Raw genomic sequence first — 15578 nt, forward strand, 5'->3', positions numbered from 1 at the left:
GAGGATTTCATGAAAGATTTTATAGAATTTGTGGCTGCGACATTAGGCTGTGCATTTAATGTAGCTGTCTTAGTAGTAATAATCATGGCACTGATTAAGTTTTTAATATTTGCTGGAAAAGTAATTTTTTAGGAGGAAAAATAAATGGCTTTAGAATTTAAACCAACAGTAAAATCTATCAACATTGTTAAAGAAGATTTAACAAAAATAACTTTAGAGGTTAGCAATGATTCTTTAATGGGGAAATACGATGAAATTCAAAAACTATCTAACAAAACTGTTCAAATTATTATGTTACCGGAAACTTACTCATACATTCAACAATTTGATCGCAGTACAAAAAAACCAGTTCAAGAATGGATTATTCATCCTGATGGGACGACAGAATTACGAAAATCTGAACAGACCCAATTAGATGTTGATGGCTTAGGGAATATTGATATCAAAGAAATTATTAAAAAAGTAAAAAAAGAATTGATTGATGAATACATCATGAAGTCAACTTCAATAGACTTTCCAGGAGATATTAATCCAAGAGATGTTATTTCTAGAATGAATGATGGAGATGATTTAGGCGATATTGCAGAATCATATGAAATGTCTGACGCAGCACTTCTGAATGAAGTAGAAAAAGCACGACAATATTTTGCACCTTTCGCTGATGCTTGGGACAAAGTAAGAGACGAAGTTGTCTTTCAAGAAATCGCTGAAACTAATTCTGGAAATAATGTTGATTCTGAGTCGCCAGAAAGCACCACAGAGGAGATAAAAGAAAAAACGGATAATCAGTCGAGCAAAGGAGAAAATCTCTCAGAAAAAGAAATAGGGCTAGAAAACGAAATTGCAGAAAATGAAGATTCAGAAGATGACCCGTACAAATAAAGAAGATCGCATTTTAATTTTGGAGAATGCTAAATGGATTTGGTCTAAGGAAGAAATTGAGCGAGCTGCTTCGCTCTTTTCCGAAGGCTACATGCCAAGCCAAGTGGCTATTAAGATGAACATGAGATTTATCGATATAGGTCTCCTGTATCTTCACCTAATCGATAAAAGAAAGGTCACTTTTAAAAATAAATAATTTTGGAGGGATTTCCATAGAAGCTCGGGAACGTTTGATAGATGTTGTTGTTCGCCAAATGGAACCTTTGCTTGAAATTGAGCAGTTAAGAAAATTAAAAGTAACTCTGTCTATCAACTTGACTAAATTTCAAATTGAAAATCAGAGAAATGACATTGTTATCTATGATGAAACGGCTGATATATTCGCCTATAAACAATATTTTGTTTCAAAGAAGCTCCAAGGTTTGTCAGATACAACAATCAATTTGTATATGCAAACCATAGATCGTTTTATGAGATTCACTAGGAAGTCATTTTGTGATGTAACGGCTTGCGATATTAGAAGTTATATAGCCTTACGAGGTATAAATGATCATCTAGGAAATGCTTCTTTAAATCGTGAACGTGGTTGCATTTGTCGCTTTTTCTCTTGGTTGCATGACGAGGATTATATAGCTAAGAATCCAAGTATTAGAGTTGAACAAATCAAAGTAGAGAAAAGGCTAAAAAAAGCTTTCACAAATATTGAAATAGAACTCTTAAAGAATGCCGCTAAAAGTATTAAACAGAAACTCGTAGTTGAGTTATTGTTATCCACTGGTTGTCGTGTATCCGAACTGTGTTCACTTCAGTTATCAAATTATGATAGACAAACAGGAACTGTCACAGTGATTGGAAAAGGAAATAAAGAGCGGCATGTTTACATTAACGCAGCGGCAAAAGTCTCCATCGATAACTATATAGCCGTTACCAAACATGAAATTGGTCCAATTATATTAGGGAAAAAGGGTGGTCCTATGACCTCGTCTGGTATTCAAAAGATGATTACAGATTTAGCGAAAAGGGCTGGTGTCAGTCATGCCCACCCACACAAATTTAGAAGAACCGCAGCAACCTTGGCTGTAAAACGAGGCATGGCCATTGAAAATGTAAGAACATTTTTAGGCCATTCCAGTGTAAATACAACTTTAGGATATATTGACAATTCCTTAACTGATTTCAAAGCATTACACGAAAAATATTTAGGATAATCTGTAAAAGGAAGAAATAGCGGAATTAATTCCGCTAATAGAAAGGAGCATGATTCATGAATACTGACAAGATAAAAGCAATTTTAGAGCAGAAAAACATGACTGCATATGCCCTTGCTAAGAAAGTAGGAATACCAACTTCACACATGACAAAAATTATGACTAATAAAGTAAGTGATCCTAGATTTGATTTAGTCTGCAGGCTTGCGGATGTTTTGGAAGTAAAAGTCGATGACTTGAGAAAGCCGGTGAATTATGAGCGATGATGCAAAGTTACTTAAATTTATTGTTGAGAATAAAATTGAAACACGTTGGGATGATGAAGAATGCTTAATTTGGATTCCACATTATTTATTATCGGAATTTGTAGAATTATTTTCATGGCACTTCGAAACTGAAAAGCAAGTTGTTGGAATGATTCAACAGGAAGATGTCTGTATTAACTTAGCCGAATTATTCGATGATTTAGCATTAGAAGAATTAATAGAAAAAGATTAGTAGGCTAGCGGAAGATTTAGCGGAATGAGGTGATTATTTGGCTAAAACAGACTTGACTAAACAAGCTGAAAAGTGCCTGTGGAATTACACGAATAAACAAAGTGTATTTGGTTGCTTTGAAGTAACTATTGGCTGGTTTGGAAAAGAACGAGTCGATTTTATGACATATTCAACTGATAATACTATTCGTTGTTATGAAATTAAAGTGACTATGGCTGATCTAAAAAGCACTGCTAAGCAAACATTTATTGGTGATTATAACTATTTAGTTGTAACACAAGATTTGTGGGAATTAATTCAGTTGGATAACTCACTAGGATGGAAGTATTACTATCAAGGTATTTTGGTATTTAAAAACAGTAGTGTTGGAATAACTAGCGTGAAAAAAGCTAAGAAACAACAAGTTTCAATAGGTACCAGAGCGACAGTATTAGAAAGCATGGTTCGTTCATTAAATCGTGAAGTCGGAAAATATTACAAAATTAAACCGTATTGGGAAGTCGGTTAACGAAACAAATAACTGACTTAGGAAGGAGAGATACTATAATGGCGATGTCTTTTGAAGGAATAAAGGGAACCAAATATTTGGACGAAGTTTGGGATAAGGCAGTAAAAAGAGGTTGCCTATATTGCGATATAACTAATAATGAGACGGTAGAACAATACCCTTTAGGTGCAGTGTATTGCATAACTTGTCAGAATCCAATAATCAGTCAAGAAGAAGTCGATAAAATGGAAAAATTAGGATTATTACCAAAGTCTAAAAAATAAAATAGTCCGCAAACGACGGAAATAATAGAAAGCCACTATAAAAAATAGTGACTTTTTAGAAAAGTTTATGAATAGTTTTCAAAAATTGATAGGAGATACTTTAACATAAATTATCCCAATTATTATCTTTATTAAACCATCAATCAAAAAAAGATAATTCAGTGGTAAAGAAAGTTGCCAATTGATCAAAACATTCGCAATAGTGAGAATTGAAAGAATCAACATCAATTTTCCATGAACTGGAGTGAAGGCTAAAAAGTGGATACTCACTGATAGAAAAATTAATCTCCAAATAGTTACAACCTGAGGAACCGAAAGATTCGTTTGACCGATTGAAGGAATAATCGAAAGTGCGACTAAACCTAACAATAGAATCAATGCAAAGTTGGCCCAACGATTTTGTTGTTTTGTTCCTTGATGAATACTAAATTTAGCCCTAGTTCTTTTATTTAATTGCCAAAACAATCCAAGGGAATAAACAATGATAAAAAAAATAGGATTGGGAAGAAAAATTGGAGTTGTTTGAACCGGGATAAGTAGCAAAAGAGTTGCTATTCCAGCCGTAATTAGCCAGACACCATTAATAAACTGACGAGGATATTTAAATTTTTGTGTTTTCTGCATAAAAAGACTTCTTTCTATTTTTTTAATGATTTTAATATAACACAAAAAAAATAGAATGAATCAAGTCCGCTAACCACCAAGATTATGGAATTTGAAAGGAGATAAAAATGACAGATGAAAATTTAAGTGAAAAAGAAAAGCCCAGGGTCATGAATACAGACCCAGAGCATAAATGCGCTATTTGTAACAGAGAAGCATCATTAGAACTCGAGGACGGAAATTTTATTTGCGATAATTGTGCTCAAATTCAACATGAATTGAGCCAAGAAATTTAAAGTCTATTCCAAATATCAACAAAGCTTTGAGCATCTATCTCAAGATTACGGAATGAGGTGACAAATGAAAACTAGCCGACACATACTCAAGATTTTACCCGAGTATTATGAACCAGTTGTAAATCATATCAAGACTTTTGAGATTAGAAAAAATGACCGAGATTTTAAAACAGGGGACTGGATAAAATTACTTGAATTCGATGGCAAGAATTACACAGGAAATTATGTTAACGCATTAATCACTTACATCACTTCTTACGAGCAAAAAACTGATTATGTTGTGTTCTCAATTCAAACACTCAGTTTTGGTGTTCACAATAGCGATAGCATTAAGCAGCTAACTCAACCTAGGAAGGAGATGTAATTTTGTTCGATTTATTCAAGAAGAAAAAAGAAATTACTAGCAATGAAACAGAACTTACTGACAATATTCCAGTTAGTAATTTAAAAAATTATGTTGTCCAAGGCTACGAAAAAGAAAAAGAGTTATTAGAGGATATAGGTGACAAAGCGAGAGAAATATTGCGCCTAAGAGACTCATTGAAAGAGTTCGATGCTTTGAAGGTGGTCCTTGAGAAAAAAGAATCTGATATAAGACGATTAGAAACGGATTTAAAGTTAGCTGAAAAATATAAGGACCTAAACACTGAGTTGAACGATAAAATAAATACTCTTCAAATCGAAAAACACAATCTTTTAAAAGAAAAAGCAGAAATCACTAGTTCACTAGAATCACAGTTTAGTCAGAAGCTTTTAGCGTTCAGCGATGACTTACTTGAAAAATTTTCTGAATTGGTAACGAATTACAAAGGTAATTTAAGTAAGCAAGAGGCTAAAGATATTTTGGATAGTTTACTTTATGTGAAAACCAAAGAAGTCAGCTAACTCAGCCTTTTACGGAAAGGAGCAATTCAATGCGAGAAATTAAATTTAGAGCGTGGGATAAGCGAAAAAAATTGATGCGTGAAGTAGCTGTTTTAGATTTTAATAAAAACGGGAATATTAGCGGTATTCAATACTGGAAAACACCATATGATCTTCAATCACTTCATGCTAATTATATCAATGTAATGCAGTACACAGGACTTAAAGACAAAAATGGTACTGAGATTTATGAAGGGGACATTGTTAGATATGTGGATGGCGAGTGTAGTTATACAGGAGTTGTCGAGGTTGATTGTTACACATTCTACATTAATGGAGTAGGACCATTAGATTCGTTTGACTTTTTGGATGTTTCAAATACTTTTGATGGCACAACTTCATTAACAATCATCGGCAACATCTACGAAAATCCAGAGTTGTTGGAGGTTCAAAAATGACTAATTTCAGAATAGGAATAGCCTTCTCTATATGTATCTTCTTTCTCATGATTACTTGGTTTGGCTCCTACAAATCCATTTTTATAAATTATGATTCGGCAGTGGTTGGAATCGGTTGGAAATTGCTTTTAACAGCATTGTTCATATTTTTAATTTGGTTAAATGTTAGAGGCTTATTCCGCTAACGTCGGCTTTTACAGAAAAAGACCGTTACTCGGAGAGAGATAACGGTCAAAGGCCTAGCAATATGACAAGTCTGAATTTGAAAGCAAAAAAAGGATTGCTAGACTTATTAATATGATAGCACAAAAAAAGACCGCTGGTGCAAGTGGAGACCAACGGTCAGCCATAATATATCTGATGAAAGACGTATGGCTACATGTATTTTAACATAAAAAAAGACCGCTGGAAAGGTAGCGGTCTACGAGCCTAATTATATAAAAGTAAAAAGCTTTGGGAGAATCTTACGTTAGAAAATAACTAGGCTCGAATTAGATTATACAACAAAAAAAGATAGCCGACCACTGGCTACCTAGGAATAATACACTGGTCTGTTTTCCGCCAGACTTAAATATTTTATCACTAAAGAGACCGTGGCGATAGGGCTCCACGGTCAATAAGTTAGGTATTCAAATTTGTGTTAGAAAATAACCTAACTTGAAAGCATGTTACAAAAAAAGGCAGTTGACTAGCAACTACCTTCGGAAGCGTTCTGCCTAGTTTCCGCTAGACAAAATTATTTTAGCAAATAAAAATACCAGCCACAAGTTGTGACTGGCGGGAACAAAATGAAGATTGATTGTTGGTATTAATACTTTAACATAAAACGTTTACAAATCATAGTGGTAATTAGTCAGTAAACGTATTCTTTTGCGGACTTAGGAGGGACAGATGAAAGATATTATAAGGGAAGTTAAATTGGTAGCTGACATCCATGGTTTTTCAAAATTAAAAGATATAAAAATGATTGATAAAACAAGATACTCGGCACTTATTGGGCAAACTGGAACAAAAATACTAGTGGATATTGAATCGAAACATGTATGGCAATGGTTTCCATTCAGACAGCGATTGATCTTACAACCAAGAAGACCAGGGAGGCAAAAAGATGGGGAAAACAAAATCTAAAATTAAGAAGAAAAAGCGGCGGCTTGAAGAAAAAGCAAAAGTTAACGGAACTGCTAAGAAAAAATAAAAAGAGCCGAGATTTCTCTCAGCCAGCTTTTCATATATCGACAATATGATTATAGCATAATAGGGGGAATCGTCGGATGACACTTTTTGATGTTAGTAAATATGAGACTCCAAAATCAAATGATGTAGACATGGAAAAAACAAAATACAACGTTGGTATTTTTATGAATGAATATCTTTCTGTCAGAAGCCGATGTATGCAACCAAGAGAGCCGAAAGTAACATCTAGCTTTAGTATAGTACCGCCTACCTTTAGTAATGAAAACTACGGAGAGGCTGAATCACTTTTGATACAAAAGGAAGAAGCTACAGAAGAGATGATTTATCTACATGGATTGTTTGAGAAGGGTTTTTTAGCAATCCAACAAGCTTTTAAAAAAGATATATCTGATAGGAGAAAGAAAATTTTTTATGACCGCTATGTTTTGGGTTATTCGCTATATGTTACCTCAGAGCGACATCATATTAGCGAAGATACTGTTTTTAGAGAATCGAATAAAGCAATAGTTCAATTTGCTTCAGCACTAGAGTTAGTTGAATTTAGATGAAATCGCGAAAAGATTCTGAATTTATTCTGAGTTCTTTCTGAGACAAATGAGTTATTATGATATTGTCAAAAAAATAAGAGATGGACAAAACCTTTCGAGAGTTTATAAATTTAGATACTCACACATCAAAAAATTTAAAACCGGAAGGGAGGGACAGCTCCTCTCAGTCTCACGTGATTAAGCAGCCTTTTGAGGTTGCTTTTTTTGTATAAATGGATATTGAAAAATAGAAAACAAACTCAATTCATTATGATTGCGAGGTGGTGTGATTTGTTGTATGGATAAAAAAGAACAAGCGAAACAAATGTATGAGAAAGGCTGTCAATATAAAGAAATTGCGACTTCTTTAGACATTCCTATAAATACATTAAAGTCTTGGAAAAAAAGAAATAACTGGCAACGTGGGGGTGCAACTTTAGGGGTGCAACCTTCATCAAGGGGTGCACCCCTTGGCAATGAGAATGCAAAGGGCAATTCTGGTGGAGGGGCCTCAGAAGGAAACAGTAATGCACTTAAAACTGGTGAATACGAAACCATTTTTTTAGACTATCTGTCTGTTGAGGAGAGGGAAATTTACTCAAGTTTGAGCGAAGACCCTCTTTTTATATTGAACGAAGAAATACGGTTGTTGAAAATAAGGCAACGGAGAATGATGATGCGTATTTCTAATGCGGAACAGGGGTTAAACCTTGTTGAAAAAGAACGACTTTATGAGTTGCGAGGGCGTAGACAGTTTATAGATTCTGAAAAGGGCGGAAAAAAGGTTGCCGTTGAAGTGCCACAAATGCAAATCACGGAAAAACGAGAAAAAGAAGTGCGCAAAATTGAAGATATTCTTAGGATTGAAGAAGCTTTAACTAGGATCAGTAACGCTCTAACAAAATCTATAAAGCAGCTTAAGGAACTAGAGTTAGCTGATAAGAAAGCTGAATTAACAGGCATTCAAATTGCTAAGATGAAAAATGATATGGGTTACGATTCAGATAATCCAGAGTCAATAGTGATTGTCGACGCTTGGAGTGATTCAGATGAGTAAAGTAATCAATGTTCAAAAAGAAATTAATCCACATTTTAAAGCAGTTTGGATTTCAAAGTTTCGATACAACGTTTTGAAAGGTGGGCGAAACAGTTTCAAGTCATCTGTTATCGCGCTGAAGCTTGTTTACATGGTGTTGCAGTATATTTTGAAAGGTGAGAAGGCCAATGTAGTAGTCATTCGTAAAGTTGGAAATACTATAAGAGACAGTGTCTTTCTTAAAATACAATGGGCATTGAACAAGTTTGGGATATTAAAACAGTTCAGATGGACGACTGGACCCTTTAGAATCGTTCATAAAAAAACAGGATCAACATTCTTTTTTTATGGCCAAGATGATTTTCAAAAGCTAAAATCCAACGACATCGGTAATATCATTGCAGTCTGGTACGAAGAAGCCGCAGAGTTCAAGGATTCAGAGGAGTTTGATCAAACGAACACGACTTTCATGCGACAAAAGCACCCTCTAGCTGATTCCGTGCAATTCTTCTGGAGTTACAATCCACCGCGTAATCCTTATTCATGGATCAATGAGTGGAGTGAATCCCTAAAAGGACAAAATAATTATCTTGTTCACGAATCAAGCTATATGGATGATGAGCTTGGTTTTGTAACCGAACAAATGTTAGATGAAATAAATCGTATTAAAGAGAATGATTTTGATTATTACAGGTATTTGTATCTTGGAGAACCTGTGGGACTAGGAACGAATGTCTATAATATTGATCTTTTTAAACCGCTTGAAGAACTACCAGATGACGACCGCATAGTTGCTTTGTATTATGCCACTGACGTTGGACACCAAACGTCAGCTACTGTGTGTTTATGTTTCGGATTAACTGCTAAGGGTAATGTAATCTTATTGAATATGTACTACTATTCGCCACAAGGTAAAGCAGTTAAGAAGGCACCCAGTGACTTATCAAAGGAGCTTCATGACTTTGTTATTAAGACATCCGGCCATGAATATGTCGGGAACGCACGGATTATGAAAAGGACAATAGATAGCGCTGAGGGTGGTTTGAGAAATCAGTACTACAAAGACTATGGACAACGTTGGCATCCAGTCGCTAAAAAAAAGAATATTGATATGATTGATTACGTCCATGACTTATTAGCTCAAGGGCGTTTTTATTATTTAAAGCCAACAATGAAGGTTGGTTTATCAAATTGTGATGACCTAACCCTATTCATTGAAGAACATAAGAGATACCAGTTTGATGAGAAGTATTTGAATACAGATGATCCAAAAGTAATTAAGGAATTTGACCACAGTGTTGATGCATTTAAATATGCTTGTGTTGACAACGCAAGAGACTGGCGGTTGAAAAGGTAGGTGAAATGATGAACTTCATTCAAAACGTAAAAAACCTATTTAAGAGAGGAGGATATGCTTTGTCCCGACAAACACTGAATACAATCAACGACCACCCTAAGGTTAATATTGATCCGATTGAATTGAAAAGGATTGACCAAGATTTTAGAGAATATCGGAATGATTATGATGAGATATCTTATATTAATTCCAATAACCAAATGAAAAAGCGTAAGTACATGACAATGAATATGAGAAAACTGACAGCGGAAATGTTAGCGAGTCTTGTATTTAATGAACAAGTAGAAATTAAAGTTGATGACGCTGCTGCGAATGACTACATTCAACATGTATTTGAGCACAATGATTTCAAAAAGAATATGACGAAATACCTTGAACCAATGTTTGTGGCTGGTGGTTTAGCAGTCCGACCTTATGTAGATTTGGAAACTGGAGAAATGGAGTTTTCTTGGGCTTTGGCAAATGCCTTCTATCCACTACGTTCAACGTCAAATGGTATTGCCGAAGGCGTACTAGTGTTTAAAACATTAGAAGTTGAAGATAAGAAAACAATCCATTATACACTTCTTGAATTTCATGAATGGGTGAGTGGTAATATCGTCATTACCAATGAATTATATCGCTCTGAAAAGTCTCATGTTATTGGTGACCGTGTGCCAATAGGTATGAACGGTCAATATGAAGGGCTTAAAGAAACAGCCACACTTCATACAATGACAAAGCCATTGTTTAACTATCTAAAGCCGGCCGGATTTAATAATTTTAGTCTATATAGTCCGCTAGGTGTCGGAATTTGTGACAATTGTGTCAATACGCTAAAACAGATAAATGATACATTCGATCAATTTAACTGGGAGATTCAAATGGGGCAACGAACTGTAGTAGTAAGTGATCATGCCTTGAATTATTTCCCAGATGAACAGGGCAATGTTATGGAACCTATTTTTGATCCGGACGTAAATGTTTATCGTCCTATGAGAATGGATGATGAGCATGAAATGATTAAAGATATTACCCATGAAATCCGATCTGAACAGTATATCAGTTCGATTAATCAATTTATGAAAACATTAGAAATGCAATTACAATTATCCGTTGGTACTTTTAGTTTTGATGGTCAATCAGTGAAAACAGCTACTGAGGTGGTAAGTGAAAACTCATTAACTTATCGAACAAGAAACATGCATTGTAACGAAGTAGAAAAATTCATTAAAGGGTTGGTCATCTCTACTTTAGAATTAGCAACCGGTACAATTCTAGCTGATGGACAGAAGTTGTACTCAGGAAAGATCCCATCATTCGAACAAATAAGTGTTGATTTTGATGACGGTATCTTTCAAAGTGTGGATCAAAAGCTAGAATTTTTCAGTAAGGCGAAAACGGCAGGGCTTGTACCTGTTACAGAAGCGCTCAAAGGAATCTTTAAGTTAACTGATGAGGAAGCTCAGAAGTGGTTTGAACGTATTCAGTCAGAAGAATCTGGTCTTGATGAAGGGGAAATACAAGCATTTAAAGAAGAGAAAGAATTGGGAGCTGAGGAATAATGATCACACCTCACCAATTAGATTTATGGTCCAGTAATATGTCTCATCTTTACCAATCATTGGAAGGTGAATTGATACGATTAATTATTAAGCGATTGAATAGTGGTCATAAGGATATTCTAGATTGGCAACGGGAGAAACTTCAAGAGTTGCACCTTTTCAATAGAGATGCAGCCAAGGCAATAGCCCAAGTTACTGGTCTTGCGGAATCGGAAATTAGTCGAATGTTTGAGAGTTCTGGTGAGCAAATGATTGAGGAATTAGACCAGCAATTACCCTACGATCCTTTGCCTAAGCCAAATAACTTAGATGAAATCATGAGGAGTTATCATAACCAAGTTTGGGGTGACATGAATAATTACGTGAATCAAACTCTTTTAAGCACAAATTATGGTTATGCTTCAGCGACTTCAAAAATGTTTAATGAGATTATAAATAAAACGACGGCTGCTTTTAACAGTGGTCTTTTTACGTTTGAAGGAGCACTAGAGCGGACAATCCAACAGTGGGCACAAAAAGGCATTCGATCAACCTTCGTTGATAAGGGAGGGCACACATGGAGCCTAGAAAGGTATGTCAGAACAGTTTTAAAGTCAACACTAGGGAATACTTATGACAGTCTAAGAAAAGATCGCATGAGTGAATATGGCATCCATACGGTGATTGTAACAAGTCATATGGGTTCACGAGAAGCTTGTTCTAAGATTCAAGGGAATGTGGTTGATCTCAGACCTGAATCAGAGCTACCCATTGATTGGGAGTACCGAAGCATTTATGACCTTTATTGGCAGGCAGAATATGGGGCAGCAGGTGGTCATCGTGGCGTGAATTGTAGGCATTTGCATATTCCTTTTATTCCAGGGGTGAATACAAATAATCAACCGAAGTACGACCCAAAAGAGAATGTGAAAGTAGCAGCGTTGAATAAAAAGCAGCGAGAGTTAGAAAGACGTGTTGTTAAATTTAAAAAGAACAAGCTTGTAGCTGGAGAAATGGGTAATGTGGATGGAGCAAGTCAATGGCAACGCAAGATTACAGCTACTCAAAAAGCTATACGTGTGCTAGTTGATAGCAATCCTAATCTATCACGAAATTATGCTCGGGAAAAAGTTTATACCCCAGTCAATACGCTGTTGAAAGACTTCAGATATGATAAAAAATATGATAACATTAGGGAAAAGATAAACCCTGAAAAATTCAATCGACATGTACGAGGAACAAAAGAATATCAAGCTTATTTTGAAAAAGGAACAAAATCTGGAGGAAAACCGAGTTATTTATCGATTTCACAAAAAAGAGCGCAACAATTAATCTATGAGAACGTTAAGGATTTCAATAATGCTAAACAACAAATAGACTTTGATATCAATATTGGTTATTATGTGGATCAAAAAACAGGGGAAACACAAGTGACGACTGTTGGAGTAGTTCATATTTCGAAAACAGGTATTCATATTGTGCCAACAAGGCCGAGGAGGGGATAAATTATGTTAGATAAAAAAATTAATATGTATGATTATATCGAGCATGTCGTTCAAATCATTAAAAAGAACGGCTCTGTTATCACCGCTTTTGTTACGGATTGTGAGACTGATTTTGATAACGATATAGGTGATGCAATGTTGTTAGACATGGAGACCGTACATTTACCTCAAAAATATAGGCAATCAATTCCACTAGAAACTGTATTTATTCAGGAAATAAAAGACATTGAAATCATCGAATAAAAAGAAAGGCGTGCCTAATGGTCCGTCTTTTTGTTTTGCCTCATACCAGCTTGAAGGTAATTAAGCTGGTATAGTTGCTGTTCAGAAAAATATTCAGGAGGAATAATTATGAACGAAAATTTGTTCCAATGTGGTTTATGTGGCAATCTAACACCATTTGTTCAAAAGACGGATAAGCTAGAAAATGCCGTACATCACACCTATGCAGAATGCCAGTGCTGTAAAGGAAAGACTACTATCTGTTATACAAATAAAGATATTCGCAAGTTGTTGTATAAACAAAGAAACACAAAGCCTGGTAAGAAGAAAGAGGCGCTTGCAAATCAGATTCAGTCTGAAATGCGCGTGTTACAAAAGAATTATGAGTAATAAGTCCGTTTAGGGATTTTTATTATGCCCTGAATATGGCATTAAACTGTTCAATCCATCGTGGTCGTTGCCACGTTAAAACTCGAAAGGATGAAGGAAATGAAAAGAGAAGCATTAAAAGAATTAGGTTTATCAGAAGAACAAATCGAATCAACCATGGCGTTGCACGGTCAAACTGTGAATGAATTGAATAAAAGCTTAGCTACTGCAGAGCAAGAACGAGATCAATTCAAAGAGCAATTAGATTCAAATCAGACAGAATTAGATTCCTTGAAAGAGACTGCGAAAGGAAATGACGCATTAACTCAACAGCTTGCAGACTTACAAACAAAATTTGACGAATCTGAAACAGCTTCAAAAACTGCGTTAGCGGAAAAAGACAAAGACTTTGCAATTAAATTAGCACTAAAAGAAGCGAATGCATTGGATGAAAGTATTCTGTTGAATCTAATCGATCGTGACACTGTAAAAGTCACTGAGACGGGTGTCCAAGGATTGAGCGAACAATTAGACAGTTTGAAAGAGAACAAGTCGTTCTTGTTTCAAGCAGAAAAGCAACCAGAACCCACGCCACAAATCACGACTGGTGGGAATCCTAGCGGAAATAATGGCACGCCTGAAGATCCGTTTGCAGCAAAATTAGCAAAATATAATTAAGAAAGAAGGAACAAATAATGGCAGGAGAAAATAATAATCAAGCAGTACGTTCATATCAGAAACAGTTTAAGGATCTAATGCAAGCAGTTTATCAAAAACAAGCTTTCTTTGCGGAATTCTTTGGTGGGGGTGTTGAGGCACTTGACGGAGTACAGCACAATAAAACGGCATTCTCAATCAAAACTTCCGACATTCCAGTTGTAGTAGGTTCTGAATACAACAAAGATGCAAACGTTGGTTTTGGAACAGGAACAAGTAAATCAACTCGCTTTGGGGATCGTACAGAAATTATCTATCAAGATACTGACGTACCCTATACTTGGGAATGGGTATTTCATGAAGGTATTGATATTCACACAGTGAACAACGATTTTAATGCAGCAATTGCAGATCGATTAGATTTACAAGCACAAGCAAAAGTGCAGTTGTTTGACAATAAAGGTGGGGCGTTTATTTCTAGTGTGGCCAACAAGTCAAAAGCTTTAGCTGATTATACACCAGAGAAAGTATTGGCTTTATTCAATGATTTGGCTACTGAATATGTCAATTTAGAAGCAGTAGGTACTAAAATCGCATGGGTTGCACCAGCGCTTTACAATGCTATTGTGGACCACCCATTAATGACAACTGCAAAGAATTCTTCAGCAAATATTGATGAAAATGGTGTAATTAAGTTTAAGGGATTTGTTATTAAAGAAACTCCTGATGCTAAATTTCAAACAGATGAAGTTGCTTATACATCAATTGCAGGGGTGGGTAAACAATTTACTGGTATTAATACGGCTCGTGCAATTGATTCAGAAGATTTTGACGGAAAAGCATTGCAGGGTGCTGGTAAAGCTGGAGAATTTATTCTTCCGGCAAATAAATTGGCTGTTATGAAGGTAACAACAACTCCCTAAAGAGCGGGCTTTTAAAGAGTCCGTTTCTTATAGTGAGATGACTGTGCCACAGTTGAAAGCACTTCTTAATGATCGAAATGTAACTATTCCGCAGTCAGCGAATAAATCTGATTTAATTCAATTGCTTGAGGAAGACAAATAGTCTTCCTCCTTTTTATATGAGAATAATCATGGTGGAAAGAGGGAAGATAATGTTAAGAAAAAATGATCATCGAAGAGGAGAAATTATTTTTGATGAGCTATCTTTGAAAATGACAGGTAATAAGCCATGCTGTTATGGTGAAATACTGGTTAATCAAATGAAATTAGGAAAAGGCATCAAGAGCGTGAAATTACACCTTAATGCCGCAGATATACCGATTTTAATTGTTGAATATCTTCCTAATTCGACGCCTAAAGAGTTGCTGGAATTAATCAAAGACGATTGTCCATAATCCATTCTTTTCTTTGACTAATATTGCAGTAATTGTTCCATTTTTAATGAGATGTAAAGTAATTTCTTTAACTATATTTTGATTAAAATGCGGTAATTGTAAATTGTGGGTTACACCTACTGGAACAGCTCTTTTTGATTCATGAACAATCAAATTTGTAATGGTTTTTATTGTTTTAATATTTTTATTAGTTTTAAGCATATCTTTCCCTCCAGCGGCTTCATTATACATGAGATAAATTCTTCACAGTT

At 35.4% G+C, this 15578-nt stretch carries 26 protein-coding genes and 1 pseudogene; 25 read left to right on the top strand and 2 right to left on the bottom strand.

Annotated elements, in window-relative coordinates; translation table 11 throughout:
- Positions 1–9 precede the first annotated feature (9 nt).
- From ID741_RS04965 to ID741_RS05000, 8 genes are read left to right on the top strand one after another with little or no spacing between them, the layout of a single operon-like run.
- Positions 10–132 carry a hypothetical protein gene (locus ID741_RS04965; RefSeq protein ID WP_438719266.1) on the top strand — a complete coding sequence of 41 codons (123 nt, stop codon included), beginning with the start codon at positions 10–12 and terminating at the stop codon, positions 130–132.
- Between the two features lie 12 nt (positions 133–144).
- A complete protein-coding gene (locus ID741_RS04970) occupies positions 145–882 on the top strand; it encodes a hypothetical protein (protein ID WP_438719267.1) in 738 nt (245 codons plus the stop codon).
- Positions 866–1078, top strand: a complete 213-nt coding sequence (locus tag ID741_RS04975; RefSeq protein WP_438719268.1) for a hypothetical protein — start codon at positions 866–868, stop codon at positions 1076–1078. The genes ID741_RS04970 and ID741_RS04975 overlap by 17 nt, the downstream gene beginning before the upstream one ends.
- A 16-nt stretch (positions 1079–1094) precedes the next feature.
- Entirely contained in the window at positions 1095–2090 is a 996-nt protein-coding gene (locus tag ID741_RS04980; RefSeq protein ID WP_438720449.1) for a tyrosine-type recombinase/integrase, read from the top strand.
- 56 nt (positions 2091–2146) lie between these two features.
- Entirely contained in the window at positions 2147–2356 is a 210-nt protein-coding gene (locus ID741_RS04985; RefSeq protein ID WP_438719269.1) for a helix-turn-helix domain-containing protein, read from the top strand.
- Complete coding sequence (locus tag ID741_RS04990) at positions 2346–2588, top strand: hypothetical protein (RefSeq protein WP_438719270.1); 243 nt, start codon at positions 2346–2348, stop codon at positions 2586–2588. Before ID741_RS04985 ends, ID741_RS04990 begins: the two co-directional genes overlap by 11 nt.
- Positions 2589–2625: 37 nt before the next feature.
- A complete protein-coding gene (locus tag ID741_RS04995) occupies positions 2626–3096 on the top strand; it encodes a hypothetical protein (RefSeq protein WP_438719271.1) in 471 nt (156 codons plus the stop codon).
- A 38-nt stretch (positions 3097–3134) separates the two neighbouring features.
- Positions 3135–3359 carry a hypothetical protein gene (locus ID741_RS05000; RefSeq protein ID WP_438719272.1) on the top strand — a complete coding sequence of 75 codons (225 nt, stop codon included), beginning with the start codon at positions 3135–3137 and terminating at the stop codon, positions 3357–3359.
- A 78-nt stretch (positions 3360–3437) separates the two neighbouring features.
- Here the strand turns inward: ID741_RS05000 and ID741_RS05005 are convergent, their stop codons facing one another.
- Complete coding sequence (locus tag ID741_RS05005) at positions 3438–3983, bottom strand: DUF6609 family protein (RefSeq protein WP_438719273.1); 546 nt, start codon at positions 3981–3983, stop codon at positions 3438–3440.
- Between the two features lie 107 nt (positions 3984–4090).
- Here ID741_RS05005 and ID741_RS05010 point away from each other — a divergent pair, with 107 nt between their 5' ends.
- The 17 genes and pseudogenes from ID741_RS05010 to ID741_RS05090 all read left to right on the top strand — a co-directional run bounded on the left by ID741_RS05010 (position 4091) and on the right by ID741_RS05090 (position 15327).
- Positions 4091–4258, top strand: a complete 168-nt coding sequence (locus ID741_RS05010) for a hypothetical protein (protein WP_438719274.1) — start codon at positions 4091–4093, stop codon at positions 4256–4258.
- Between the two features lie 64 nt (positions 4259–4322).
- Positions 4323–4622 carry a DUF3850 domain-containing protein gene (locus tag ID741_RS05015; protein WP_438719275.1) on the top strand — a complete coding sequence of 100 codons (300 nt, stop codon included), beginning with the start codon at positions 4323–4325 and terminating at the stop codon, positions 4620–4622.
- Positions 4623–4624: 2 nt separating this feature from the next.
- Complete coding sequence (locus tag ID741_RS05020; protein WP_438719276.1) at positions 4625–5143, top strand: hypothetical protein; 519 nt, start codon at positions 4625–4627, stop codon at positions 5141–5143.
- A 29-nt stretch (positions 5144–5172) separates the two neighbouring features.
- A complete protein-coding gene (locus ID741_RS05025) occupies positions 5173–5580 on the top strand; it encodes a YopX family protein (RefSeq protein WP_438719277.1) in 408 nt (135 codons plus the stop codon).
- A gap of 891 nt (positions 5581–6471) precedes the next feature.
- On the top strand, positions 6472–6708 hold the full coding sequence (locus tag ID741_RS05030; RefSeq protein WP_438719278.1) for a hypothetical protein: 237 nt from the start codon (positions 6472–6474) through the stop codon (positions 6706–6708).
- Positions 6709–6851: 143 nt separating this feature from the next.
- Positions 6852–7322 (top strand): ArpU family phage packaging/lysis transcriptional regulator, encoded by a 471-nt coding sequence (locus ID741_RS05035; RefSeq protein ID WP_438719279.1) that lies wholly within the window; start codon positions 6852–6854, stop codon positions 7320–7322.
- Between the two features lie 277 nt (positions 7323–7599).
- Positions 7600–8358 (top strand): phage terminase small subunit, encoded by a 759-nt coding sequence (gene terS, locus ID741_RS05040; protein ID WP_438719280.1) that lies wholly within the window; start codon positions 7600–7602, stop codon positions 8356–8358.
- Positions 8351–9694, top strand: a complete 1344-nt coding sequence (locus ID741_RS05045; protein ID WP_438719281.1) for a PBSX family phage terminase large subunit — start codon at positions 8351–8353, stop codon at positions 9692–9694. Before terS ends, ID741_RS05045 begins: the two co-directional genes overlap by 8 nt.
- Positions 9695–9753: 59 nt before the next feature.
- Positions 9754–11238 (top strand): phage portal protein, encoded by a 1485-nt coding sequence (locus ID741_RS05050; RefSeq protein ID WP_438719282.1) that lies wholly within the window; start codon positions 9754–9756, stop codon positions 11236–11238.
- Positions 11238–12392, top strand: a pseudogene (locus tag ID741_RS05055) (phage minor capsid protein); the annotation flags it as partial. The gene ID741_RS05050 and the pseudogene ID741_RS05055, both read left to right, overlap by 1 nt.
- The gene (locus ID741_RS05060; protein WP_438720450.1) at positions 12372–12722 is read left to right on the top strand and encodes a polymorphic toxin type 50 domain-containing protein; all 351 of its coding nucleotides are present in this window, start codon (positions 12372–12374) and stop codon (positions 12720–12722) included. The pseudogene ID741_RS05055 and the gene ID741_RS05060, both read left to right, overlap by 21 nt.
- A 3-nt stretch (positions 12723–12725) precedes the next feature.
- Positions 12726–12965: a hypothetical protein gene (locus ID741_RS05065; RefSeq protein WP_438719283.1), complete on the top strand. Its 240-nt coding sequence runs from the start codon at positions 12726–12728 to the stop codon at positions 12963–12965.
- Between the two features lie 108 nt (positions 12966–13073).
- On the top strand, positions 13074–13334 hold the full coding sequence (locus ID741_RS05070; RefSeq protein WP_438719284.1) for a hypothetical protein: 261 nt from the start codon (positions 13074–13076) through the stop codon (positions 13332–13334).
- Between the two features lie 99 nt (positions 13335–13433).
- Complete coding sequence (locus ID741_RS05075; RefSeq protein WP_438719285.1) at positions 13434–13991, top strand: phage scaffolding protein; 558 nt, start codon at positions 13434–13436, stop codon at positions 13989–13991.
- 17 nt (positions 13992–14008) lie between these two features.
- Positions 14009–14893, top strand: a complete 885-nt coding sequence (locus ID741_RS05080; RefSeq protein ID WP_438719286.1) for a phage capsid protein — start codon at positions 14009–14011, stop codon at positions 14891–14893.
- A 37-nt stretch (positions 14894–14930) separates the two neighbouring features.
- Complete coding sequence (locus tag ID741_RS05085; protein ID WP_438719287.1) at positions 14931–15035, top strand: HeH/LEM domain-containing protein; 105 nt, start codon at positions 14931–14933, stop codon at positions 15033–15035.
- Positions 15036–15084: 49 nt separating this feature from the next.
- Positions 15085–15327 carry a hypothetical protein gene (locus ID741_RS05090; protein WP_438719288.1) on the top strand — a complete coding sequence of 81 codons (243 nt, stop codon included), beginning with the start codon at positions 15085–15087 and terminating at the stop codon, positions 15325–15327.
- Here ID741_RS05090 and ID741_RS05095 read toward each other — a convergent pair.
- Positions 15304–15558 carry a hypothetical protein gene (locus tag ID741_RS05095; RefSeq protein ID WP_438719289.1) on the bottom strand — a complete coding sequence of 85 codons (255 nt, stop codon included), beginning with the start codon at positions 15556–15558 and terminating at the stop codon, positions 15304–15306. The two genes, ID741_RS05090 and ID741_RS05095, sit on opposite strands and share 24 nt — an antisense overlap.
- Positions 15559–15578: the final 20 nt, after the last annotated feature.

Source organism: Enterococcus sp. AZ103 (assembly GCF_051714685.1).
GTDB classification, from domain to species: Bacteria; Bacillota; Bacilli; order Lactobacillales; family Enterococcaceae; genus Enterococcus_A; species Enterococcus_A alishanensis.